15 protein-coding genes are annotated in these 22,898 nt (G+C 72.8%); 10 read left to right on the forward strand and 5 right to left on the reverse strand.

The annotated features are described in order from the left end of the window. The first annotated feature begins 43 nt into the window (after nt 1–43). Nucleotides 44–1,411, forward strand: a complete 1,368-nt coding sequence (locus tag OG892_RS32500) for a DNA-3-methyladenine glycosylase 2 family protein (RefSeq protein ID WP_371631725.1) — start codon at nt 44–46, stop codon at nt 1,409–1,411. 3 nt (nt 1,412–1,414) lie between these two features. On the opposite strand, the gene OG892_RS32505 is transcribed toward OG892_RS32500, so the two are convergent. The 3 genes from OG892_RS32505 to OG892_RS32515 form a co-directional block, all read right to left on the reverse strand. Then, a complete protein-coding gene (locus OG892_RS32505; protein WP_371630935.1) occupies nt 1,415–3,796 on the reverse strand; it encodes a glycoside hydrolase family 95-like protein in 2,382 nt (793 codons plus the stop codon). Nucleotides 3,797–3,975: 179 nt separating this feature from the next. Further along, on the reverse strand, nt 3,976–4,458 hold the full coding sequence (locus OG892_RS32510; RefSeq protein WP_073734997.1) for a DUF456 domain-containing protein: 483 nt from the start codon (nt 4,456–4,458) through the stop codon (nt 3,976–3,978). 87 nt (nt 4,459–4,545) lie between these two features. Then, nucleotides 4,546–5,535, reverse strand: a complete 990-nt coding sequence (locus tag OG892_RS32515) for a helix-turn-helix domain-containing protein (protein ID WP_328864876.1) — start codon at nt 5,533–5,535, stop codon at nt 4,546–4,548. A 210-nt stretch (nt 5,536–5,745) separates the two neighbouring features. Here OG892_RS32515 and OG892_RS32520 point away from each other — a divergent pair, with 210 nt between their 5' ends. The 3 genes from OG892_RS32520 to OG892_RS32530 all read left to right on the forward strand — a co-directional run bounded on the left by OG892_RS32520 (nt 5,746) and on the right by OG892_RS32530 (nt 13,141). After that, the gene (locus OG892_RS32520) at nt 5,746–9,513 is read left to right on the forward strand and encodes a S8 family serine peptidase (protein ID WP_371630936.1); all 3,768 of its coding nucleotides are present in this window, start codon (nt 5,746–5,748) and stop codon (nt 9,511–9,513) included. A gap of 141 nt (nt 9,514–9,654) precedes the next feature. Further along, entirely contained in the window at nt 9,655–11,280 is a 1,626-nt protein-coding gene (locus OG892_RS32525; RefSeq protein ID WP_371630937.1) for a protein phosphatase 2C domain-containing protein, read from the forward strand. 118 nt (nt 11,281–11,398) lie between these two features. Further along, nucleotides 11,399–13,141 carry a pyruvate dehydrogenase gene (locus OG892_RS32530; protein ID WP_371630938.1) on the forward strand — a complete coding sequence of 581 codons (1,743 nt, stop codon included), beginning with the start codon at nt 11,399–11,401 and terminating at the stop codon, nt 13,139–13,141. An 84-nt stretch (nt 13,142–13,225) separates the two neighbouring features. Here the strand turns inward: OG892_RS32530 and OG892_RS32535 are convergent, their stop codons facing one another. Continuing rightward, nucleotides 13,226–13,981 (reverse strand): hypothetical protein, encoded by a 756-nt coding sequence (locus OG892_RS32535; protein WP_371630939.1) that lies wholly within the window; start codon nt 13,979–13,981, stop codon nt 13,226–13,228. 257 nt (nt 13,982–14,238) lie between these two features. On the opposite strand from OG892_RS32535, the gene OG892_RS32540 reads away from it, so the two are divergent. The 5 genes from OG892_RS32540 (at nt 14,239) to OG892_RS32560 (ending at nt 19,326) form a co-directional block, all read left to right on the forward strand. Next, nucleotides 14,239–15,450: an NAD(P)/FAD-dependent oxidoreductase gene (locus tag OG892_RS32540; RefSeq protein WP_371630940.1), complete on the forward strand. Its 1,212-nt coding sequence runs from the start codon at nt 14,239–14,241 to the stop codon at nt 15,448–15,450. Beyond that, entirely contained in the window at nt 15,447–15,785 is a 339-nt protein-coding gene (locus OG892_RS32545) for a (2Fe-2S)-binding protein (RefSeq protein ID WP_073735004.1), read from the forward strand. The genes OG892_RS32540 and OG892_RS32545 overlap by 4 nt, the downstream gene beginning before the upstream one ends. Then, a complete protein-coding gene (locus tag OG892_RS32550; RefSeq protein WP_073735005.1) occupies nt 15,766–17,232 on the forward strand; it encodes an NAD(P)/FAD-dependent oxidoreductase in 1,467 nt (488 codons plus the stop codon). Before OG892_RS32545 ends, OG892_RS32550 begins: the two co-directional genes overlap by 20 nt. A 98-nt stretch (nt 17,233–17,330) precedes the next feature. Next, nucleotides 17,331–18,239: a dihydrodipicolinate synthase family protein gene (locus OG892_RS32555; protein WP_371630941.1), complete on the forward strand. Its 909-nt coding sequence runs from the start codon at nt 17,331–17,333 to the stop codon at nt 18,237–18,239. 85 nt (nt 18,240–18,324) lie between these two features. Then, nucleotides 18,325–19,326, forward strand: a complete 1,002-nt coding sequence (locus OG892_RS32560) for a proline racemase family protein (protein ID WP_073735007.1) — start codon at nt 18,325–18,327, stop codon at nt 19,324–19,326. Nucleotides 19,327–19,438: 112 nt separating this feature from the next. Here OG892_RS32560 and OG892_RS32565 read toward each other — a convergent pair whose 3' ends face one another. Next, nucleotides 19,439–20,041, reverse strand: a complete 603-nt coding sequence (locus OG892_RS32565; RefSeq protein WP_199884372.1) for a TetR/AcrR family transcriptional regulator — start codon at nt 20,039–20,041, stop codon at nt 19,439–19,441. Between the two features lie 338 nt (nt 20,042–20,379). Between OG892_RS32565 and OG892_RS32570 the strand changes: the two genes are divergently transcribed. Beyond that, nucleotides 20,380–22,674 carry a glycoside hydrolase family 3 N-terminal domain-containing protein gene (locus OG892_RS32570; RefSeq protein WP_371630942.1) on the forward strand — a complete coding sequence of 765 codons (2,295 nt, stop codon included), beginning with the start codon at nt 20,380–20,382 and terminating at the stop codon, nt 22,672–22,674. The last annotated feature ends 224 nt before the right edge of the window (nt 22,675–22,898 follow it).

The following is a 22,898-nucleotide window of genomic DNA, read 5'->3' on the forward strand; positions in this document are numbered from 1 at the left end:
CCGCGAGTGCGGCGGTGCGCGGTGCCGCACACTGGACGGTGTGATGGACGAAGAGACCAGGTACGAGGCGGTGAGCAGCCGCGACGCGCGTTTCGACGGGGAGTTCTTCTTCGCCGTCGAGACGACCGGCATCTACTGCCGGCCGAGCTGCCCCGCCGTCACCCCCAAGCGGAAGAACGTCCGCTTCTACCCGACCGCGGCCGCCGCCCAGGGCAACGGCTTCCGGGCGTGCAGGCGCTGCCGCCCGGACGCCGTTCCCGGCTCCGCCGACTGGAACGTCCGGGCCGATGTGGTCGGCCGCGCCATGCGGATGATCGGCGACGGCGTGGTGGACCGGGAGGGCGTCCCCGGTCTGGCCGGCCGGCTCGGCTACAGCTCCCGGCAGGTGCAGCGGCAGCTCAACGCGGAGCTGGGCGCCGGTCCCGTGGCCCTGGCGCGCGCCCAGCGCGCGCACACCGCCCGGGTACTGCTGCAGACCACCGCCCTGCCCGTCACCGAGGTTGTCTTCGCCGCCGGTTTCGCGAGCGTGCGCCAGTTCAACGACACGATCCGGCAGATCTACGCCCGCACCCCCAGCGAACTGCGCGCTGAGGCGGGCACCGGCCTGGGTGCCGCGGTCAAGGAGGCGCGCACCACCGGAATCCCGCTCCGGCTCGCGCACCGGGGGCCGTACGCCGCCCGCGAGGTCTTCGATCTGCTCGCCGCCGGGACGGTCGCCCGGATCGAGGAGGTCAGCGGCGAGCCCGGCGGCCGCACCTACCGCCGCACCCTGCGCCTTCCCCACGGCACAGGCATCGCCGCCGTGGACGAGCGGTCCGCCGGGAGCTGGCTGGAGGCCCGCATCCACCTCACCGACCTGCGCGATCTGACCACGGCGGTGCAGCGGCTGCGGCGGCTCTTCGACCTGGACGCCGATCCGTACGCCGTCGACGAACTGCTCTCCGCCGATCCGCTGCTCGCCCCGCAGGTCGCCGCCCGCCCCGGGCTGCGCTCGCCGGGCGCAGCGGACCCGGAGGAGTTCGCCGTACGGGCCCTGGTTGGTCCGGCCGCCGCCGAGGAGCTCGTGGAGCTGTACGGGAAGCGGCTGGACGTGCCCTGCGGCGGGCTCACCCATGTGTTCCCCGAACCGGGTGTGCTGGCCGGTGCGGCACCCGGTCCCGAGCTGCGGGCGCTGGCCGAGGCGCTGGCCGACGGCAGCCTACGGCTCGACGCGGGCGCCGACCGGGACGAGGCCGAGCAGGCCCTGTCGCGGCTGCCGGGCATCGTACCGGCGACCGCGGCCCTGATCCGGATGCGCGCGCTGGGCGACCCGGACGTCGACCCGTACGGGACACCCGGCTCGGAGCGGTGGCGGCCGTGGCGTTCTTACGGCGTACGCCACGCGCCGGCCGCGGGCCGGGTGTCCGGCTGAGCCTCAGGCGGGCAGGCCCCAGCTGGGCGCCGGTTCGTTCGCGGCGACCGGGCGGACAGTGAGGTCCGGGCGGTCGCCCGCCGCGGTGATCAGCGCCGAATCGCCCTTGCGGAGGGGGATGCGGACCGATCCGCCGGCCAGCTGCTCGTGGTCCAGCCGGTGCCCGCGTCCGTCGCGGACCTCGATCGGGCCCTCGATGCCGTGCCGTACGACGCAGGGCGCGCCCGCCTCGCTGGTGAGGCGCACCCAGCGGGTCCGGCCCCCCTCCCGTACCGCGCTGAGCAGGAAGGCGCCCTGGGTGCGGAAGTCGTGCACGGTCAGCTCCTGCCAGGCGGCGGGGAGGGCTGGAAAGACCCTGATCGTGTCGCCCCAGGACTGGCAGACCATGTCGTGCAGCGACTGGGCGGCCGACAGCGGGGTCTCGATGACCGGTCCGGACTCCTTGTACATGGTGTTGGCCTGGATGAACCGGCTCATCAGCTGGCCCAGGTACTTCAGCGCGTCCTCGCCCTTGCCGAGCAGCGCCGACATGGAGGCCGCGCCGGTGAAGGTGTAGCCCTGCAGCGCGCCCTCGAAGCCGACCCAGTGGGCGAGGGACTTCTCGATCAGGGCGCGCTCCGTGTCGGTGGAGCCGTTGATCTCGTACAGCGGGTAGACGGCGAGCATGTGCGAGTAGTGGCGGTGGGACACCGCGAACGGCACCCCGGCGCCGATCATGAAGCCGTTCTCGTCCACCGGGTACGGGGCGAGCCTGGCCAGTACCTCCTCCCAGCGGGCGGTGAGCGGGTCGCGGACGCCCAGTTCCCGGGCCGAGTCGAGCAGGGTGCGGCAGCCCCAGCGCAGCAGCATCAGGTCGTAGTTGCAGTCGGGGGCGTTGACGCCGTACTCCGGGGAGAAGGTCGCCGGCAGGTGCAGCTTGCCGTCCGGGCCCGGGGCGAGGAAGTGCAGGTAGTAGTTGACCGCCTTGCGCAGCAGCGGGAAGAGGGTGTCCCGCAGGATCGAGCGGTCCATGGTGTGCCGGTAGGAGAGCCAGACGTTGTGCAGGGCCCAGGTCAGGTTGCCGACCTCGGGGGTGGGCGGGTCCTGGCCGGGGATGCCGACGCCGTACCCGCCGTCGGCCACGGCCGCGCCGTTGACCAGCTGCGGGTCGGTGGTGCGGGGGATGCCCGCAGAGTCCGCCCGGTAGGGGGCGGCGACCTCGCGGGAGAGCTGGTCGCGGAACTCGCTCAGGGCCCGGGTGACGGCGTCGAGCTCCAGGTGGTTGGAGCCGTGGATCAGCCAGTACTCCAGCTGGACGTTGAGGTTCCACCAGGTGTTGGGCCAGGGCGTCGGTTCCAGCCAGGGGCCGGAGGTGGCCATCACGGGCGCGTCCTTGCGGGCGGCCGACGCCGTTTTGTAGAGCTGGATCCAGTAGAACCGCTGGAGCCGGGCATCGGGCAGGGACAGGAAGCTCTGCCGGTAGAAGCGGTCCCACCAGACGCGGTGCGGCACGGACAGCAGGGTGTACGGGAGGGCCGAGGCGACCGTGACGGTGCGCAGCGCGCGGTCGCGGGCGGTGTTCTTCGGGTACGAGTGCGCGACGGTCGCGTACAGGGTGCGGGCCGTGCCCCGGGTCCGCTCGCGCCAGGCGGTGACGTGCTGTCCGCCGCCGAGCAATGACTGCACGGCCGCGGAGGTGGCGCCGTGCTTCTCTACGACGGCCGGTGGGTTGCCCGTGTAGCCGTCGGGCAGCGGCTTGAACGCGGCCCTGGGGCTGATCGCCTCGGCCGGGTGGAAGACCCAGCGGAAGTCCTTCTCGCCCGCGCTCGGGGTCACCTCGACGGCCAGTACGTCGCCGGTGGACTGGACGAAGGCGCGGAGCGTGAGGGTGCCGGCGGTGGTGGTGACGGTGCCCCGGAGTTCGGCCGTGTGCAGCCGCATCCGCCAGTCGACGCCCGTGATGGTGCCGGCCGGTTCCAGGGTGAAGTGGCCGATCGGGAGGCGGGCGAGGCCGAACAGTGAGCCGTACTCCGGGCGGTGGTCCTGGACCTCGGAGTGCTGGACGTTGAACCGGATCGCGGTGGTCTCGGCGCCGGGTTCCGCGTAGATGCCGGAGCCGAGCCGGCCGTTGCCCAGGTAGGGGCCCTCGTACCAGGTCTTCGGCAGCTTCTGCCAGTGCAGATCCGCGTCGTCCAGGACGGTGTTCCAGCTGCCGGCGGGGGAGTGCACCGCGACCGGGGCGGCGGCGCCCGTGGCCGGGGCGGCGGCCTGGGCGGGGACGGCCGCGCCGCCGACCACGAGGGCGCCGCCGAGGGCGGTCCCGGTGGCGAGAACGGTTCTGCGGGAGGGCGCGGGCGACGGGGAACCGGTGCGGGTGGAGGCGGCGGGGTCCGGTGCTGTGGGCAAGGCATCTCCTGGCGATTCGTACGCAGGCGGGCGCAACAATTCATCCGAGCTATGTCCTCACGGAAGGTAGACTTGAGCCGTCGGAGCGTCAATAGGGTGCGAGAGATCCGATGTGTTTCTATCCATGTGATCGAGCATCGAATACGTGATGCCGAAGACGTGGCACTGACCGGGTCACGTCAGTGCCAGAGCAGTACGCCGAGCCATGCCCCGGTCACCAGCAGGCAGGCGAACAGCTCGACCAGTACGGAGTAGCCGGTGGCCCGCATCACCGAGCGGACCGAGGCCCAGCCCGCCCCCCGGCTGCCCAGCCGCATGCGCTCCGCACCGAAGATCACGCCCACGTACCCGACGATCGCGCCCACCACCGGGACGACGAAGAAGCCGGCGATGGCGCCGATCCCGCCCAGCAGCAGCGTCCTGCGTGGCGCCCCGGACTCGCGCGGGCGGCGTGGCGGCAGGAGCGGCTTGAGCGCCTGGTTCAGCAGGAGGAGGGCCGTGGCGCCGATCAGCACACCCCAGGCCGCCGGGGTGTTGTCCGCCAGCGCCCACCACAGCACCGCGGCCCAGACGATCGCCTGGCCGGGCACTCCGGGCAGCAGCACGCCGATCAGGCCGAGCAGCATGACCAGGCCGACGGCGACGAGCTGCCACACACTCATCTGACCAGCCTGCCGGAGTCCGGCCGCTCCCGCCCGTCGTCGGTCCCCGGGGCGGGCCCCGTCGGTGCGGCCCGGCGCGCGGTGAGGTCAGGCGCGCGGCTCGCGGGACACCCAGCCCCGCTCGTAGGCGTGCCAGCCCAGCTGCAGCCGGGTCGACACCCCGGTGAGCTCCATCAGGCCCTTGACCCGGCGCTGCACGGTCCGCAGCCCCAGCTCCAGCTGTTTCGCGACACTGGCGTCGGTCAGCCCGGCCAGCAGCAGCGACAGGACCTCCAGATCCGTCGGATCCGGCCCGGTCGTGTCCTCCCGCGGCAGACCGCTCTCCCCGAGCCGCAGCGGCATCGCCTCGCGCCACACGGCCTCGAACAGCCCCATCAGTGACTCCAGCAGCCCGGAGGCGTGCACGACCAGGGCCGCCGGCTCCACGCCGCGACCGGTCAGCGGCACCATCGCCAGAGCGCCGTCGGCGACGACCAGCTTCGTCGGCACCCGGTCCACCACCCGGCAGTGCTCGTCACGGCTCAGCGCCGCCGACAGTTCCAGGATGCCCGACGGTAGCGTGAGCACCTCGCGCTCGACGACCACCCGGAACGTCACCCCCCGGGTGGCGGCGCGTTCCTCCGACTCGTTGTCGAGACCGCTGACCGCGATCGGCTTCCCGGTGACCAGGGCGCACACCTCGCTCGTCGCACCCAGCTGGAGCTGATGGAACCGGTGTGCCACCGCGCTCGCACCGGTGACCACCTCCACCAGGTCGTGGACGGCGGGTTCTGCGGCGTCCGCCCGGTACTCCTCCGCCAGCAGCGCCGCCGCCAGCTCCGCCTGCTCCAGCTCATGGCGCTGCTGCGTCAGCAGCGCACCCAGCGCGACCCCCGGCGGCGCCGCCACCCACCGCCCCGTACGCGCCGACGACTGCGCGGCCAGACCGTGCTGCTCCAGCCGGCGCAGCGCCCGCTCGGTCTCCGGCTCCGGAAGGGCCAGCCGGTGCGCGAGATCGGGGACCTCCGCGGCCCCCAGCGCCACCAGCGCGCGGTAGGCCGACTCCTGTATCTCGTCGAGTCCTATGGCTCCCAGCATCCCCGGACCCCTCCCCGGACGCAGTGCTTCCGTGTCATCCCGTGCTCCCCGGCGACCGGCCGTGGCGGAAAGCGGCCACGGCGTAAACCCGCCTCGGCACATCATCCCTGTACCGCCCGCCCCTCTGCCAATGTGGCGCCACCGCAGCACCAACAACCTCCGGAATACGGCGCTTTGCGCTGCCTGTTCCGGTATCACTTGGGGAGAGCGATGCGTCCGATATCGCGTACGGCACTGGGGGCGGCCACCGCCGCCGTCCTGGCCGTCACGGTGATCGCGCCGTCCGTGGCAGCGCCACAGGACGACGCGGTCACGAAGAGACCACTCACCGGCAGCGCGGCGGCAGCGGCCAAGGCGGACAAGCCGGTCACCGTCACCCTGGTCACCGGCGACAAGGTGCTGGTGAGCACGGACAGTTCGGGGAGCGCCGCGGCCACCGCGCTGGCCGGCGCGGACGGCACCGTCCCCCTCGTGCAGACCCGCCGCACCGGCAAGGACCTCTACGTCTACCCGGACACCGCGGCCAAGGCGCTCGCCGCCGGCACGGTGGACGAGGAGCTCTTCAACGTCACCGGGCTGATCCGGCAGGGCTACGACGACGCGCACGCGGACTCCGTACCGCTCATCGCCACCTACACCGGGAAGGCCGCCCGCAGCGCGCCCGCCACCCCGCGCGGCGCCGAACGCGGAATCGCCCTCCCGGTCATCGGCGGCGTGGCGCTCAAGGCGGACAAGGAGAAGGCGGCCGGCTTCTGGGCCGACGTCACCGGAGCCAGGTCCCGTTCCGCCGCCGGGCTGAAGAAGCTCTGGCTGGACCGCAAGGTCGAGGCCAGCCTCGACCGGTCCACCAAGCAGATCCGCGCCGACCTCGCCTGGGCCGCCGGATACGACGGCAAGGGCACCAAGGTCGCCGTCCTGGACACCGGCGCCGACGCCGGACACCCGGACCTCAAGGGCCGGATCACCGCCTCGGAGAACTTCACCGACTCCGACACCACCGACGACCTCCAGGGCCACGGCACCCACACCCTCTCCACCGTCGGCGGCTCCGGCGCGGCCAGCGACGGCAAGCAGAAGGGCGTCGCTCCCGGCGCGGACCTGCTCGTCGGCAAGGTCCTCAACGACAGCGGCTCCGGCGACTCCTCCTGGATCATCGCGGGCATGCAGTGGGCCGTCGACCAGAAGGCCGACGTCGTCTCCATGAGCCTGGGCAGCGCGACACCGACCGACTGCACCGACCCGATGAGCATGGCCGCAGAGGAGTTCGGCAAGAGCAAGGACACCCTGTTCGTCGTCGCGGCCGGCAACGCGGGCCCCGCCCTCAACACCGTTTCCTCACCCGGCTGCGCGCCCAGCGTGCTGACCGTCGGCGCGGTCGACCGGGACGACTCCACCGCCTCCTTCTCCAGCCGCGGCCCCGCCATCGGCGCGCACACCCTCAAGCCCGAGATCGCCGCCCCCGGCGTCGAGATCTCGGCGGCCGCGGCGGGCGGCCGGGGGATCTACGCCTACCAGTCGATGTCCGGTACCTCGATGGCCACCCCGCATGTCGCGGGCGCCGCCGCCATCGTCGAGGAACGCCACCCGGACTGGACCGCACAGCAGGTCAAGGCGGCACTCGTGTCGTCCGCGAAGAGCGACATCCCCGGTGACGTACGCGAGACCGGTGGTGGCCGGCTCGACGTCAAGGCGGCCATCGACACGACCGTGACCGGCGCACCCGCAGTCCAGGGCGGCACCTTCAACTGGCCGCAGGACAAGAGCGACCGCACCACCGTTCAGGTCCCGTACACCAACACGGGCAGCAAGCCGGTCAAGCTGGCACTGAAGCTCCAGGGCGTCACCGGCAACGACGGTTCGGCCGTCGGGTCCTCCGTCGCCGCACTCGGCGCGAAGAGCGTCACCGTGCCGGCCGGAGCGACGGTCCAGGTCCCGCTGAAGCTCGATCCGACCGCGAAGCTCCAGGACAGCCAGTACGGCGACGTCACCGGCCGGGTCCTGGCCACCGCCACCGGCGGAGTGAAGGTCTCCACCCCGTTCTCGCTGTACGTCGGCGCGGAGACCGTCACCCTGCGCGTCAAGCTGATCGACACCAACGGCGTCCCCGCCGGCGGCTCGTCGTCCCTCGACGTCATCGGCACCGACACCGCGAGCGGTGAGCGCCGGTTCAACGACGGCTCGACCGACCAGGTGTACCAGGTGCGCCCCGGCGCCTACTTCGTCTCCAGCTTCATCGTCTCGGCCGACCCCGAGGACTCCACCGGCACCCTCGCCAAGTCCGTCGGCTACCTCGCCCGGCCGCAGCTGAACGTCACCAAGGACACCACCCTGGTGCTTGACGCCCGCAAGGCGCACCGAGTCCAGGTGAAGACCCGGGACCGGGCCAGCGAGACCCGCAGCGGCACCCTCGCCTTCGGCCGCAGCTGGGACGACGCCTGGCTGCACGCCGGATCCATCGCCGGCGGCAGCGCCATCAAGGACTACCGGGCCGACATCCGGGGCAAGGCCACCGACGGCGACTTCGAGTTCGACAGCTTCTGGCGCGCGTACGCCCCGCAGATCGAGAAGCTCTCGGTCGTGGGTGGCGCCACCCTCCACCCCACGACCGCGTCCAACGGCTCCGTCAACCTCGACGGAACCGGCCGGGCCGCGCTCGTCGACGCCGGCAGCGGCACTCCTGAGGAGCTGAAGACCGCCGGAGTCTCCGGCAGGATCGCGCTCGTCGGTGTTCCGGACGAGGGCACCATCGTGACCCAGGCGCGGGACGCCAAGGCCGCCGGCGCCGTGGCGATCATCACGCACCGCCCGTCAGCGGGCCCCTGGCAGCCCTCCGTCGGCTACGGCTCCGCGCCCCTGCCCTCGCTCGGCATCCAGGCCGACGAGGCGAAGACCCTGACCGCGGCGCTGGCCGTCGGACCGGTGAAGCTGAGCTGGAAGGCCACCGCCGTCAGCCCGTTCGTCTACAACCTGGCCTTCTCCGAGACGGGCGACCTCACCTCGAACCGCACCTACCAGGTCAAGGACAAGGCGCTCGGCGCGGTCGAGTCCACCTACGAATCGATGGGCGTCAAGACCGACTTCGTCGACACACTGCTCGCCTCCCGCCCCTATGGAGCGACCCTCTCCGTCGGTGCGTTCGATACCGTCGCCGCACCCGGCAAGCGCACCGAGTACTACACGGCGGGCGACACCACCTGGCAGCAGGCACTCTCCTCCAGCTTCCCCTGGGGCGAGTTCATGACGGACAAGTTCCGTACCTACAAGGCCGGTTCCAAGCGTTCCTCGGACTGGTACCGGGGCGTCGTCGTGCCGTCCGCACCCCGCGACAACCAGGGCGCGGAGCAGCTCGCGGCCGAACGCCAGGACAATCTGATCGGCGTCGCCCCGGGCTTCTGGAGCGACACCGAACACAGCGGTATCCAGGGCTCCTTCGGGGACATGGGCAATATGCGGCTCAGCAGCGGCGGCAAGGTGATCGGCGAGTCCGGCTGGCCGTCGGGGGTGTTCACCGTCCCGGCAGCGGACGCCGCGTACGAACTCACCATGATGACCACGAAGTCGGGGCAGCCCGCAGCCGTGTGGAAGCGGTCCACCTCGACCGAGACCACCTGGAAGTTCCGTTCGCACCGGGACGGACACGTGTACTCGCAGGGCATCCCCCTGCTCTTCCCGGGCTATGACCTGCCCTCGGACGGGATGAAGACCCTTGCGGCGAAGGACGGTCAGAAGATCGGGCTGAGCGTCACGGGCCACGCCGGCTACACGCCCGGCAAGGTCACCGCGGCCAAGGTCTCGTACTCGTACGACGGCGGCGAGACCTGGACCGGGGCCACCACCGCACAGCGGGGAGGGCGCTGGACCGCGACCGTGAACCACGCGGACGCGGCCGGCAAGCCGGTCACCCTGCGGACCGAACTGACGGACGCCAAGGGCAACTCCGTCGTGCAGACCGTGACCGACGCCTACGCCGTGCGCTGACGCCGGATCAGTCCGACCGGTCCGCCGGGCGTCCCTCCCGTGGGGGGTGGGGCCGCCCGGCGGACCTCTTTCGCGGGGGACCGCGGGCACTTTTTCGGGATGACCCGTTTTGCCGGGGCCCCAGCGGTGGACAATATGGGCATGAGTCAGCAGGGGGAGAGGCCCGCCGCCCAGGAGGACGACTGGTGGCGCAGGCTGTATGACGAATCCGCCCCGGACACCGGGGCGAGCCAGGCGGCCGACAGTCTCGACGACCGCTTCGACTCGGCGTCGGGCACCGTGGGGCCCGAGGACCGCGCGGGGTACGGGGCCGCGGCGGCGATACCCGAGCCGCGCACCGCGCTGGCTGTCGCGCCGCCAGCGCCCCCGGAGGAGCCCCCGCGCGCTCCCTGGGAGCCCCCGGCCGGAATCTCTCGGCCGCGCACGTTCGCGGTGCGGGCACCGGAGCCGGAACTCGTACCGGAGCCGGAGCCGGAGCCCATACCGGAACCGGCGGCCCCGGTTGCGCCGCCCGTTGTCGCGCCACCGCCGCCCGTCGTCGCGTCGCCACCGCTCCCGCCGCCGCAGTCCCCGCCCCCCGCCGCCGATCCCCGCCTCGCCCAGGGCCTGCCGTCCGGCCGGGAAGCCGAGGCGCCGCCCGCCGCCGACGCGATGCCGCCGCTGCCCAGGCGGCCGGTCGTCGAGCGGAACGAGGACGAACGGCAGACGGCGGACGCGGATACGGAGGCCGCCGCCCCGGCCGCCCCCGACGCAGGAGCGTGGGAACCGCACGAGCCGGAGGCGCACCGGCCCGTCTCGTACGTGGGTGCCAGGCCGCCCACGTACGACGCGGAGCCCACCGCGCTGCCCGCCACGGACCCGCACGAGATCCACGCGCTCGTCGCCGACACCGTGCTCGACGGCGCCCGCTACGGCACGTACACCCTGCGGGCCGCCTCCGTGCGCGGCGACTCCGCGCGGTTCCGGGGCGAGCCCCGGCGCGACGCGCTGGTCACGGTGCGCTTCGGTGCCGCGGAGAGCGCCCTCGTCCTGGTCGCCGTCGCGGGCGGCGCGCGTACGGCCGAGGGCGCGCATCCGGCTGCCGCCGACGCCTGCCGCTGGATCGCGGAGGCCGTCGGGCGCAGCCATGCCCGGCTCTCCGAGGACATAAGGGAGGGCCGCCGCGGCGAACTGAAATCCGGCCTGCACCGCCTGGCGGACCGCACCTACGGCAGGCTCCGCGCCCGCGCCGCGGAACTCGGTCTCGAACCGTACGAGTACACGGCCGGTCTGCGCTGCCTCCTGCTGTCCGCGGACCCCGGCTGCCGCACCCGGGTCTTCTTCGGCGTCGGCGGCGGCGGGCTCTTCCGCCTGCGCGACGGCAGCTGGCAGGACCTCGAACCGGTGGTGCCGCACTCCGGCGAACTCACCGGGGAGGGCGTGGTCGGGTTCGGCTCGGCGTCACCCGAGAGCGGGCCCGACGGTGAACGGCTGACCATGGACCTGGGGATCACTACCGGTCCGGCCCCGTACATCGAGAGCCCGGTCCCGCCGCCCGCAGAACCGTTCCGGTTCCGGGCCTCCGTCGCCCGGCCGGGCGACACCCTGTTGCTGTGCAGCAACGGCCTGGCCGATCCGCTGCGCGACGAGCCGGAGCTCGCCGCCGAACTGGCCCGACGCTGGGCACCGGGCCCCGCGCCGGGCCTCGCGGACTTCCTCGCGGACACCCGGCTCAGGGTCAAGGGATACGCCGACGACCGCACGGCCGTCGGCGTCTGGGAGGCGTAACCGCGCGGGTCATGGGTTGATGGAGTCCGGGGACCCCCGTCCCGCCGAGGTTTCGCGCCCCGGGGTCCCGGACAGCCGAACGTGCACGGAGCACCACAGGCAGAGGGAGCACGCACCCATGGCCAAGCAGAACGTGGCGGAGCAGTTCGTCGATGTCCTCTCCCGCGCGGGGGTCAAGCGCCTGTACGGAGTCGTCGGCGACAGCCTCAACCCGGTCGTCGACGCCATCCGCCGGCACGCGGACATGGACTGGATCCAGGTCAGGCACGAGGAGACGGCCGCGTTCGCCGCCGGCGCGGAGGCGCAGATCACCGGCACCCTGGCGGCCTGCGCCGGCTCGTGCGGACCGGGAAACCTGCACCTCATCAACGGCCTCTACGACGCCCACCGCTCGATGGCCCCCGTGCTCGCGCTCGCCTCGCACATCCCGTCGAGCGAGATCGGCCTCGGCTACTTCCAGGAGACCCATCCGGAGCTGCTCTTCCAGGAGTGCAGCCACTACAACGAGATGATCTCCAATCCGCAGCAGATGCCGCGACTGCTCCAGACGGCCATCCAGCACGCGATCGGCCAGGGCGGCGTCAGCGTCGTCTCGATGCCGGGTGACATCGCCTCGCAGGCCGCGCCGGAGAAGACCATCGAGCACGCCCTGGTCACCTCGCGGCCCAGCGTGCGGCCCGGCGACGCGGAGATCGAGAAGCTCTGCCGGATGGTCGACGAGGCCAAACGGGTGACGCTGTTCTGCGGCAGCGGCACGGCGGGTGCGCACGCGGAGGTGATGGAGTTCGCGGAACGGGTGAAGGCCCCCGTGGGGCACGCGCTGCGCGGCAAGGAGTGGATCCAGTACGACAACCCGTTCGACGTCGGCATGAGCGGACTGCTCGGCTACGGCGCGGCCTACGAGGCCACCAACGAGTGCGATCTGCTGATCCTGCTCGGCACGGACTTCCCGTACAACGCCTTCCTGCCCACCGACGTGAAGATCGTCCAGGTCGACGTCCGTCCCGAGCACCTGGGCCGCCGCTCCAAGCTCGACCTGGCGGTCTGGGGGGACGTCCGCGAGACGCTGCGCTGTCTGACCCCGCGGGTGAAGGCGAAGTCCGACCGCAAGTTCCTCGACCGGATGCTCAAGAAGCACGCCGACGCGCTGGAGGGTGTGATCAGCGCGTACACCCGCAAGGTCGAGAAGCACGTCCCGATCCATCCCGAGTACGTGGCCTCCGTCCTGGACGAACTCGCCGACGAGGACGCCGTGTTCACCGTCGACACCGGTATGTGCAACGTCTGGGCGGCCCGCTATCTGACGCCCAACGGCAAGCGCCGGGTGATCGGTTCGTTCAGCCACGGTTCGATGGCCAACGCGCTGCCGCAGGCCATCGGCGCGCAGTTCACGGACCGGAACCGGCAGGTCGTCTCGATGTCCGGGGACGGCGGATTCACCATGCTGATGGGGGACTTCCTGACGCTCGTCCAGTACGACCTGCCGGTGAAGGTCGTCCTGTTCAACAACTCCGCGCTGGGCATGGTCGAACTGGAGATGCTGGTGGCGGGGCTGCCGTCGTTCGGTACGACCAACAAGAACCCGGACTTCGCGGCCATCGCGCGGGCCTCGGGTGTGTACGGGGTACGGGTCGAGAAGCCCAAGCAGCTCGAAGGGGCCCTCAAGGACGCGTTCAAGCACAAGGGCCCGGCGCTCGTCGACATCGTCACCGACCCCAACGCGCTCTCGATGCCGCCGAAAATCAGCGCGGACATGGTGACCGGGTTCGCGCTCTCCGCGAGCAAGATCGTGCTGGACGGCGGGGTGGGCAAGATGGTCCAGATGGCCCGCTCCAACCTCCGTAACGTGCCCCGCCCCTGAGTCCTTCCGGCCGGAGCGGCCGGATTGGCAGGAACGTGTGGAGCGGCCGGAGCCCCGCGAGGCCCCGGCCGCTCCGGCGTGGTCCTACGCGTCCACCTCGTACTGGCCGTGCTCCAGGAAGTACCGCAGCTCCTCCGGAGTGCCGTCGATGACGGCCTCTGCCGCCGCCCGGAGCGCGCTGCTGCTGTTCGGGTCGCCGAGTATGCGGGCGACAGCGACCCGGTCGTCCTCTGCCTGGGCGAGGCGGTAGCCGGTTTCGAGCCAGGCGCGGAGTTGTTCCGGGGTGGCGTCGCTGTTGAGGAGTTCGTTGACTTCGCGGATGACGCGCTTTCCGCTGTCGGGGTTGGCGAGGAGTTTGACGATGGCGACCGAGTCGTCTTCCGCCTGGGCGAGGCGGTAGCCGGTTTCGAGCCAGGCGCGGAGTTCTTCCGGGGTGGCGTTGCTGTCGAGGAGTTCGTTGACTTCGCGGATGACGCGCTTTCCGCTGTCGGGGTTGGCGAGGAGTTTGACGATGGCGACCGAGTCGTCTTCCGCCTGGGCCAGGCGGTAGCCGGTCTTCAGGAAGGCGCGCATGTCCTCCACCGTGCCGTCGAGGGCCTTGTTCGCCTCCCGGGTGACCCCCTTGCCACTGTCCTCGTCCGCCATGATGCGGAGGATCGCGATACGGAGCTCTTCCTCGGACATGTCGTCCACGGGCGTGCCGGGGTCGTCCGTGGCTGCCGGCGCCGTCACGGTGGCGGGCGCCGAGGAGCTACCGGCGGCGAAGGCCGGAGTGGTCAGCAGGAGGGCCGGAGTCAGGGCGGTGGCCGCTACGGCCAGAGCGGCACGGGTCAGTCTCATACGGGTGGACCTGCCTTCGGGACGCGGTGATGATCGGAGCACCGGCGAGCGTGCGCGCAACCGCCGGTGACGTGCAGCATCGCCCGCGACGGGTGCTGGAGTCACTTCCGGATTCCGGCAGTTGTCACACCCCCCACGCTGCTATGCGCAGGCATCGCGGCGGCCCGTACCCAGTGCGGCAAGTGCGTGACGGTCCGTCAAATCTGATGCGATGACGACCTCTTGGCACCCCCTGAGCAATGTGACATATTACTGACGTGTTCACGAGACAGCCTTTGGATGTCGTCGTTGTCGGTGCCGGAGTGGTCGGCGCCGCCTGCGCCTATTACGCGGCCCGGTCCGGACTTGCCGTCGCGGTGGTGGACAGCGGACCCGTCGCCGGTGGCACCACCGGGGCCGGGGAGGGGAACCTCCTGGTCTCCGACAAGCCGCCGGGTCCTGAGCTGGACCTCGCACTGCACTCCGCCTCCCTCTGGCTCGAACTCGCCCAAGTGCTGCCGCCCGCAATCGAGTTCGAGCAGAAGGGCGGCCTGGTGGTCGCGGCGGACGAAGCGTCGCTGGCCACGCTGACCGCGACAGCGGCCGGACAGGCGGAGGCGGGGGTACGGACCCAGGCCGTCGCTCCGCACGAGCTGCCCGGACTGGAACCGCACCTCGCACCCGGCCTCGCGGGCGGAGTCCTCTACCCGCAGGACGCCCAGGTCCAACCGGCGCTGGCGGCGGCACATCTGCTGCGCGCGGCGCGCGAGGCCGGGGCCCGTGTCCGGCTGGGGGAGGCGGTCACGGCCGTGCTGACCGGGCCGGGCGGCGCGGTGCGCGGCGTACGGACCGGCCGGGGCGAGCTGCTGGCCCCCGCGGTGGTCAATGCCACGGGCGTCCGGGGCGGCGAACTCGCCGCGCTGGCGGGGGTGCAGCTGCCCGTCCTGCCCAGACGCGGCTTCGTCCTGGTGACCGAGCCGCTGCCCCGGCTGATCAGGCACAAGGTGTACGCGGCGGAGTACGTGGCCGATGTGTCCAGCGGCTCTGCCGCGCTGCAGACCTCACCCGTCGTCGAGGGAACCCCGTCGGGGCCGGTACTGATCGGCGCGAGCCGTGAACGGGTGGGCTTCGACCGTACGTTGTCCGTGCCGGTGATCAGCAGGCTGGCAGCCGCGGCCGCCGCCCTCTTCCCCGTACTCGGACAGGCCCGTGTGCTGCGCGCCTACCACGGCTTCCGCCCCTATCTGCCGGACCACCTGCCGGCGATCGGCCCCGATCGCCGGGTTCCGGGCCTCTTTCACGCCTGCGGTCACGAGGGCGCGGGCATCGGGCTCGCACCCGCCACGGCCGCACTGGTCGTCGCGGCGATCCGCGGCGAGGAGCCCGCCATTGACCCCGGACCGTTCCGTCCCGACCGATTCGGCACCGCCTTCGGTACCGCCTCCGAGGGCCGCCCGACCGCCCCGTCACCGAGACAGGAGCCCTGGTGATACGTAACCGCAAGCGCACCGCCGCCCGCACCCCGGCCGCCGCGGCCGGTGCCGAACCGGGGCCGGGGTTCGAGATCACCTTCGACGGCCGCCCGGTCCACGCCCTGCCGGGCCGGAGCATCGCCGCCGTCCTCTGGGCGGACTCCGTCCTCACCTGGCGCACCACCAGGGTGAACGGGCGGCCACGGGGGGCCTTCTGCGGCATCGGCTCCTGCTTCGACTGCCTGGTCACCGTGAACGGGGTCCCCGGCAGGCGGGCCTGTCTCCAGCCCGCCCGCCCCGGTGATGTGGTCACGACCCAGGAGGGGGACGGACATGCCGGACTCCGCCGCTGAACCTTCGCCCCCCGCCCCCGCCCCGCACTTCGCCGAACTCGCCGTGGTGGGCGCCGGTCCGGCCGGACTGGCGGCCGCGGTCACCGCCGCCGACGGCGGACTCGACGTGGTCCTCCTCGACGCGGCGGACGCACCCGGCGGCCAGTACTACCGCTCTCCGGCCCCCGGCCTGCGCGCCACTCGGCCAGAGGCGCTGCACCACGGCTGGGCGCGGTTCGCCGGACTGACCGCCCGGCTCGCCCGGCACCGGGAAGCGGGCCGGATCCGCCACCTCGCCGGGCACCAGGTGTGGGCCGTCGAGCGGACCGGGGCGGACTGGACCCTGCACGCCGTGACCGGGCCCGACGGCGAGGGATCGGCCACGCTCCGGGCCCGCCGGCTGCTCATCGCGACCGGCTCCCACGAGCGGCAGCTCCCCTTCCCCGGCTGGACCCTGCCCGGAGTCGTCGGTGCGGCCGGGGCGCAGGCCATGCTCAAGTCGGGTCTGGTGCTGCCGGGACAGCGCGTCGTCGTCGCGGGCAGCGGACCGCTTCTTCAGGCCGTCGCGGTATCACTGGCGCGCGCCGGTGCCCGGGTGCCCGCACTGGTGGAGGCCGCCGGATACGGGGCGTACGGACGCGCTCCCCGCGTGCTGGCCGCGGACCCCGGCCGGCTCCGGGAGGGGATACGGCACTCCGCGGCGCTGGCGGGCCACCGGGTACGGGTACTGGCCCACCGCGCGGTCACCGCCGTGCACGGAACGGAGCGGGTGGAGGGCGTCACCGTCAGCCGCCTGGACCGCGACTGGCGCCCGCTCCCCGGGACCGGGCGCCGGATCGACTGCGACACCCTGGCCGTGGGCCACGGACTGGTCCCCCAGCTCGACCTGGCCGTCGGCCTGGGCTGCGAGACCCGGTGCGGCGCGGACGGTTCGGCGGCCCTGGTACTCGACGAGGACCTGTCCACCACCGTGCCCGGCGTCTGGGCCGCGGGCGAGCCCGGCGGCATCGGCGGCGTGCACCTCGCCCTGGCCGAGGGGGAGTTGGCGGCCCTCGCGGTGACGGGGGACGCCCGGGACGGCAGGCGGGACCGGGACGCGCGCCGGATGGCGGTGCTGCGCCGGACCCGGCGGCGGATGCGCGCGTTCGCCGAGCTGATGGGCGCCGTGCACCGGCCCGGCCCCGGCTGGACCGAGTGGCTCGCCGCCGACACGGAGGTCTGCCGCTGCGAGGAGGTCACCGCGGGCGCGATCCGCACGGCGGTCGACGACCTCGGCGCCGGGGACAGCCGTACCGTCAAACTCCTCACCCGGGCCGGGATGGGCTGGTGCCAGGGCCGGACCTGCGGATTCCCGGTCCGGGAGCTGGCGGGCTGCGCGGCCGAGGCCGGAGCCCCGGACCGCCGGCCGCTTGCCTGCCCGGTCCCGCTCGCCACGCTCGCCCGCGCGGCCCGCCCCGAGGACGGATGAACTCCCGGGGCACGCACGTCTCCCGAGCGCCACCGGGAGCGCGGCCTTCTCGTCCCCTTCGCCGGTCCATGTCATGCCACACCTCTGAGGGAGCCCAGATGTCGACGAACTCCACTGCCCGCAACAGTCCTTGGCGAGGCGTCATGGTCGCCACACCGCTCACGCTGCGCGACGACCGGTCCATCGACTTCGACGCGTACGCAGCCCACGTCCGCGACCTCGTGGACGCCGGCTGCGACGGGGTGGTGCCGAACGGCTCACTGGGGGAGTACCAGACCCTCACGGAGCAGGAGCGCGACCAAGTGGTGCGCGTCGCGGTGGAGGCCGCCGGGGACGGGGCCAGGGTCATGCCCGGGGTCTCCGCCTACGACAGCGCCCAGTCGCGCCGCCTCGCCGACCGGGCGGCGGAGGCGGGTGCCGGCTCCGTCCTGCTGCTGCCGCCCAACGGCTATCCGTGCGAGGACGCCGCGGTCCGCGCGCACTACGCCGAGGTCGCCGGGGCGGGCCTGCCGGTCGTCGCGTACAACAACCCGTACGACACCAAGGTCGACCTGACCCCCGGGCTGCTCGCGCAACTCCACACGGACGGTTCCATTGTGGCCGTCAAGGAGTTCAGCGGGGACGTCCGCAGGGCCTACGAGATCGCGGAGGAGGCCCCCGGACTCGACCTGCTGGTGGGGGCCGACGACGTGCTCCTGGAACTCGCGCTGGCCGGTGCGGTCGGCTGGATCGCCGGCTGCCCCAACATGCTGCCCGCCGGCTGTGTCGCGCTGTACCGCGCCGCCGTGTCCGGGGACCTGGAGACGGCCCTGCCGCTCTACCGGCGGCTCCATCCGCTGCTGCGGTGGGACTCCAAGCCGGAGTTCGTCCAGGCGATCAAGGCGTCGATGGACATCGTCGGGCGGCACGGCGGCCCCACCCGGCCGCCCCGGCTGCCCCTGGACGCGGAGTCCGCCGCCGCCGTGCGCGCCGCCACGGAGAAGGCGCTGGCCGAAGGGCTGGACTGACCGGGACCGGCGGAGAGCACTCGACATACCGCCCCGGCGCACAGCACACGCCGCGGCGGACCGGCAGCACGACCGAGGGGGAGACTTGCGCACGCGTCACGTATTCCACGCCGTCGACTCGCACACCGAGGGCATGCCCACCCGTGTGATCACCGGCGGGATCGGCACCGTCCCCGGCGCCACCATGGCCGAGCGACGCGACTACTTCATGGCGCACCGCGACGCGGTGCGCACCCTGCTGATGTACGAGCCACGCGGCCATGCCGCAATGAGCGGGGCCGTCCTCCAGCCGCCGACCCGCCCCGACGCCGACTTCGGGGTCCTGTTCATGGAGGTCTCGGGCTGTCTGCCGATGTGCGGACACGGCACGATCGGGGTGGCCACCGTGCTGGTCGAGACCGGCATGGTGGAGGTCACGGAACCGGTCACCACCGTACGGCTGGACACCCCGGCCGGACTGGTCTCCGTCGACGTCCACGTCGAGGACGGCGCCGCCACCTCCGTCACCCTGACCAACGTCCCCGCTTTCTCCGCCGGGCTGGGACTCACGGCGAAGGTCCCCGGCCTCGGCACCGTCACCTACGATCTGGCCTACGGCGGAAACTTCTACGCGATGGTGCAACTGGACGATCTCGGGCTCCCGTTCGACCGTTCGCGCAAGGACGAGTTGCTGGAGGCGGGGCTCGCCCTGATGGACGCGGTCAACGAGACGGACCGCCCGGTCCATCCGCTCGACCCCGGCATCAACGGGCTCAAGCACGTCCAGCTCATCGCGCCCGGCTCCGACGCCGTCCACTCCCGGCACGCGATGGCCATCCACCCCGGCTGGTTCGACCGGTCACCGTGCGGCACCGGGACCTCCGCGCGGATGGCCCAGCTGCACGCGCGGGGCGAACTCCCCCTGGACACGGACTTCGTGAACGAGTCCTTCATCGGCACCACGTTCACCGGCCGGCTGGTCGCGGAGACCACCGTCGGCACGCTGCCCGCCGTCGTCCCCACGGTCACGGGCCGCGCCTGGATCACCGGAACCGCGCAGTACTTCCTGGACCCGTCCGACCCGTTCCCCGAAGGGTTCCTGCTGTGAACCGCTGACCGCGGAGGGACAACAGCCCCACCCTGCCTCCGGCCCGGGGGCGTGGTGGGGCTGTCGCCGGACGGCGTCGAACCGGCCCGGCATCAGGCACGGGCGCGGGAGGTCACCGGCCCAGCAGTTCCCAGAAGTAGGACAGCTGCTCGGCCATGTCGATCTCGGGGTCGTACTGCCACTGCATCTGCAGTCCGTCGATCAGCGCGAAGACCAGGGCGGCGAGGCGGTCGGCGTCGATGTCCTCCGGTAGCTGCCCGGTCGCCTGCTGGGCGCGGATCGCGTCGGCGCCGCCGGCCCGCGCGAAGCGGTAGCGGTCGCGGAAGTACGCGTGCCCGGGGTGGTCGGGTTCGACGGCCTCTGCGGAGAGGCGGGAGAAGAGCTGGACCAGTCCGGGGACCTCGGCGTTGTGGCGCTGAAGGTCGGCGAGCGCCCGTGCGAGGTCGGGCGGGAAGGCGGCTGTGCCCTCGCCGCTGTCCCGGCCGCCGACCGTCAGCAGGTCGACGGCGTCACGGCGGCGCAGGATCTCGATGAAGAGCTGTTCCTTGCTGCCGAAGTAGTGCAGCAGGCCGGTCTGGCTGAGGTCGACGGCCTGGGCCAGTTCGCGCACCGTGGCGCGGCTGTAGCCGACCCTGGCGACGATCTCCAGTGCGGTGTCGAGAATCTCCTCGCGCTTGGCGATGCCCTTCGCATAGGAGCCACGTGTTCGAGCCATGAGGGCGAGCCTATGCCACCCTCCGCCACCGACTGCCACCGGCTGCCACTGGAAGTTACCTGGTCGCAGCTCTTGTGGCGCCAAAACAGAGTGACGTACTGTTTTCGCATTCGGCAGGGTGGCCGAGCTCCGGCAGTACCGGGCCGCCCTCCTCCGGCGCGCCCCACCTGACGGGGGCCGCGTCGGGCCTCGGAGCGGCGGGCCCCGGTCTTCCCGGCCGGGCGCCCGCCGGTCCGGGCCGGACCCCGCGCTGCCTGCGGACATCCGAGCGCGACGTGTGCACGTCACGTCGCACGCCATGTCCGCCCATGAACCCCCGCACTCCCCGAGGAATCCCCGTGACTGCTCTCGACGCCACCGACGCCACCGACCCCACTGACCCCACCGACACCGCGACGCCGGAGTTCTCACTCGCGGGGCTCTCACTCGCGGAGCGCGCCGCGCTCGGCAGCGGAGCCGACTTCTGGACCACCAAGACCGTCGGTCCCGTCCCCGCCCTGACCCTGACCGACGGCCCGCACGGCGTCCGGCTCCAGGCGGAGGACGCCGACCACCTGGGCATCTCGGCCAGCCGGCCCGCGACGTGCTTCCCGCCCGCCGTCGGCCTCGGCCAGAGCTGGGACACCGAACTGGTCGCGGAGGTCGGCCGGGCGCTGGGCGTGGAGAGCCGGGCACTGGGTGTGGACGTACTGCTCGGCCCGGGTGTGAACATCAAGCGGGACCCGCGCTGCGGCCGCAATTTCGAGTACTTCTCGGAGGACCCGCAGCTCACCGGCACCCTCGCCACCGCCTGGGTGCGCGGGTTGCAGAGCACCGGCGTCGGCGCCTCGCTCAAGCACTTCGCGGCCAACAACACCGAGAACGACCGGATGCGCTCCAGCTCCGACGTCGCAGCCCGCCCGCTGCGCGAGATCTACCTGCGGGCCTTCCAGCAGGTCGTCCAGCAGGCGCAGCCGTGGACGGTGATGTGCTCGTACAACCGGATCAACGGCACCTACGCCTCCGAGAACCGCTGGCTGCTCACCGACGTGCTGCGCGGCGAGTGGGGCTTCGACGGGGTGGTCGTCAGCGACTGGGGCGCCGTCCAGGACCGCGTCGCCTCCGTCGCCGCCGGGCTCGACCTGGAGATGCCCGGCGCGGGCGGCACCACCGACGCGCAGGTCGTCGCGGCCGTCGAGGCCGGTGAGCTCGACGCCGCCTCGGTCGATCTGGCCGCCACCCGGACGGCCGCGCTGGCCGCCCGCGGTCTGGCAGGGCGCACTCTGCCGGTCGCCCCGTTCGACCCGGCCGCGCACCACGCGCTGGCCCGCCGGGCCGCCGCGAACTCCGTCGTGCTGCTCAAGAACGACCCCGTCGAGGGCGCGCCCGTGCTGCCGCTCACCGCCGGGCGCCCGCTCGCCGTCCTCGGCGCGTTCGCCGCAGCCCCCCGCTACCAGGGCGGCGGCAGCTCGCACGTGAACCCGACGCAGGTCGACGTCCCGCTGGACGAGATCCGCGCCCTGGCCGGGAACGCCGAGGTCACCCACGCTCCCGGCTTCACCACCGACGGCACCGGCGACGCCGCCACGCTGCGCGCCGAGGCCGTCGCGCTGGCCGCCGCCGCGGAGACCGCCGTGGTCTTCCTCGGCCTGGCCGCCCACCAGGAGTCCGAGGGCTTCGACCGCGAGGACATCGAGCTTCCCCGCGAGCAGCTGGAGCTGCTGGCCGAGGTGGTCCGCGTACAGCCGCGCACCGCGGTCGTCCTCAGCCACGGCGGCGTCCTGCGGCTGGCCCCCGTGACCGCCGCACCCGCCCTGCTGGACGGCGCACTGCTCGGCCAGGCCGCCGGCGGCGCTCTCGCCGACGTGCTGTTCGGCCGGGTCAACCCGTCCGGCCGCCTCACCGAGACCGTCCCGGTCCGGCTCCAGGACACCCCCGCCTACCTGGACTTCCCGGGCGAGCACAGCCACGTCGCGTACGGCGAGGGTCTGTTCGTCGGCTACCGCTGGTACGACGCCCGGGACATCGAGGTCGCCTTCCCGTTCGGCCACGGACTCTCCTACACCGACTTCGCCTACGGCGACCTGGAGCTGAGCGCCGACGAGCAGGGCATCAGCGCCTCCGTCACGGTCACCAACACCGGCGACCGGACCGGCCGCGAGGTCGTCCAGTTCTACGTCTCCAAGCCCGGCTCCGCCGTCGCCCGCCCGCTGCGCGAGCTCAAGGGCCACACCACCGTCACCCTGGACGCCGGGGCGAGCGAGCGCGTCACCACGCTGCTCCCGCGCACCGGTCTGGCGTACTGGGACACCCGGGCCGAGCGCTGGATCGTCGAGGGCGGTGCGTACGAGGTGCTGGCCGCCGCGTCCAGCCGCGACCCGCGCGCGAGCGCGAGCGTCGAACTCGTCGGGGACGAGCTGGACCTGCCGCTGACCCTGGACTCCACGCTCGGGGAAGTGATGTCCCTGCCCGGCGCCGCCGAGACACTCGCCGCCCTGCTGCCCTTCCCCCAGGACACCGGCGACGGCGACGCCCTCGGCATCGACATGGCCCGGATGATGGCCTCCATCCCCGTCCGCCGCCTGGTCAGCTTCGCCGGCGGCGCGGTCACCACGGCCGACCTGGAAGAGCAGCTGGCCCGGCTCCAGGCCTGACCCCGCCCCCATCGGCTGTCGGGGCGCCTGCGGACAGACGCCCCGACCGCCGACGGGACCCTCGCACCCGAGAACTGTGCACCCCGTAGAGCCGGCCCCCGTCCTCGCCGACCCGGCGAACCCCTGCCAAGGGCGGCGGCCGGCTCCACCGGGCCACAGACCCCACCACAGCCACGCCGACCTCCCCCACGGCCCCGGCTCCCCGCACCCCACCACGACAACGA

It is taken from the genome of Streptomyces sp. NBC_00341, assembly GCF_041435055.1.
GTDB lineage: Bacteria > Actinomycetota > Actinomycetes > Streptomycetales > Streptomycetaceae > Streptomyces.

Coding starts and splice junctions, on each gene's coding strand:
- OG892_RS32515 (WP_328864876.1), bottom strand. CDS start 5,535: ATGCTGGGAGCCATAGGACTCGACGAGATACAGGAGTCGGCCTACCGC.
- OG892_RS32550 (WP_073735005.1), top strand. CDS start 15,766: ATGCCGGACTCCGCCGCTGAACCTTCGCCCCCCGCCCCCGCCCCGCAC.
- OG892_RS32520 (WP_371630936.1), top strand. CDS start 5,746: ATGCGTCCGATATCGCGTACGGCACTGGGGGCGGCCACCGCCGCCGTC.
- OG892_RS32525 (WP_371630937.1), top strand. CDS start 9,655: ATGAGTCAGCAGGGGGAGAGGCCCGCCGCCCAGGAGGACGACTGGTGG.
- OG892_RS32565 (WP_199884372.1), bottom strand. CDS start 20,041: ATGGCTCGAACACGTGGCTCCTATGCGAAGGGCATCGCCAAGCGCGAG.
- OG892_RS32500 (WP_371631725.1), top strand. CDS start 44: ATGGACGAAGAGACCAGGTACGAGGCGGTGAGCAGCCGCGACGCGCGT.
- OG892_RS32535 (WP_371630939.1), bottom strand. CDS start 13,981: ATGAGACTGACCCGTGCCGCTCTGGCCGTAGCGGCCACCGCCCTGACT.
- OG892_RS32555 (WP_371630941.1), top strand. CDS start 17,331: ATGTCGACGAACTCCACTGCCCGCAACAGTCCTTGGCGAGGCGTCATG.
- OG892_RS32530 (WP_371630938.1), top strand. CDS start 11,399: ATGGCCAAGCAGAACGTGGCGGAGCAGTTCGTCGATGTCCTCTCCCGC.
- OG892_RS32510 (WP_073734997.1), bottom strand. CDS start 4,458: ATGAGTGTGTGGCAGCTCGTCGCCGTCGGCCTGGTCATGCTGCTCGGC.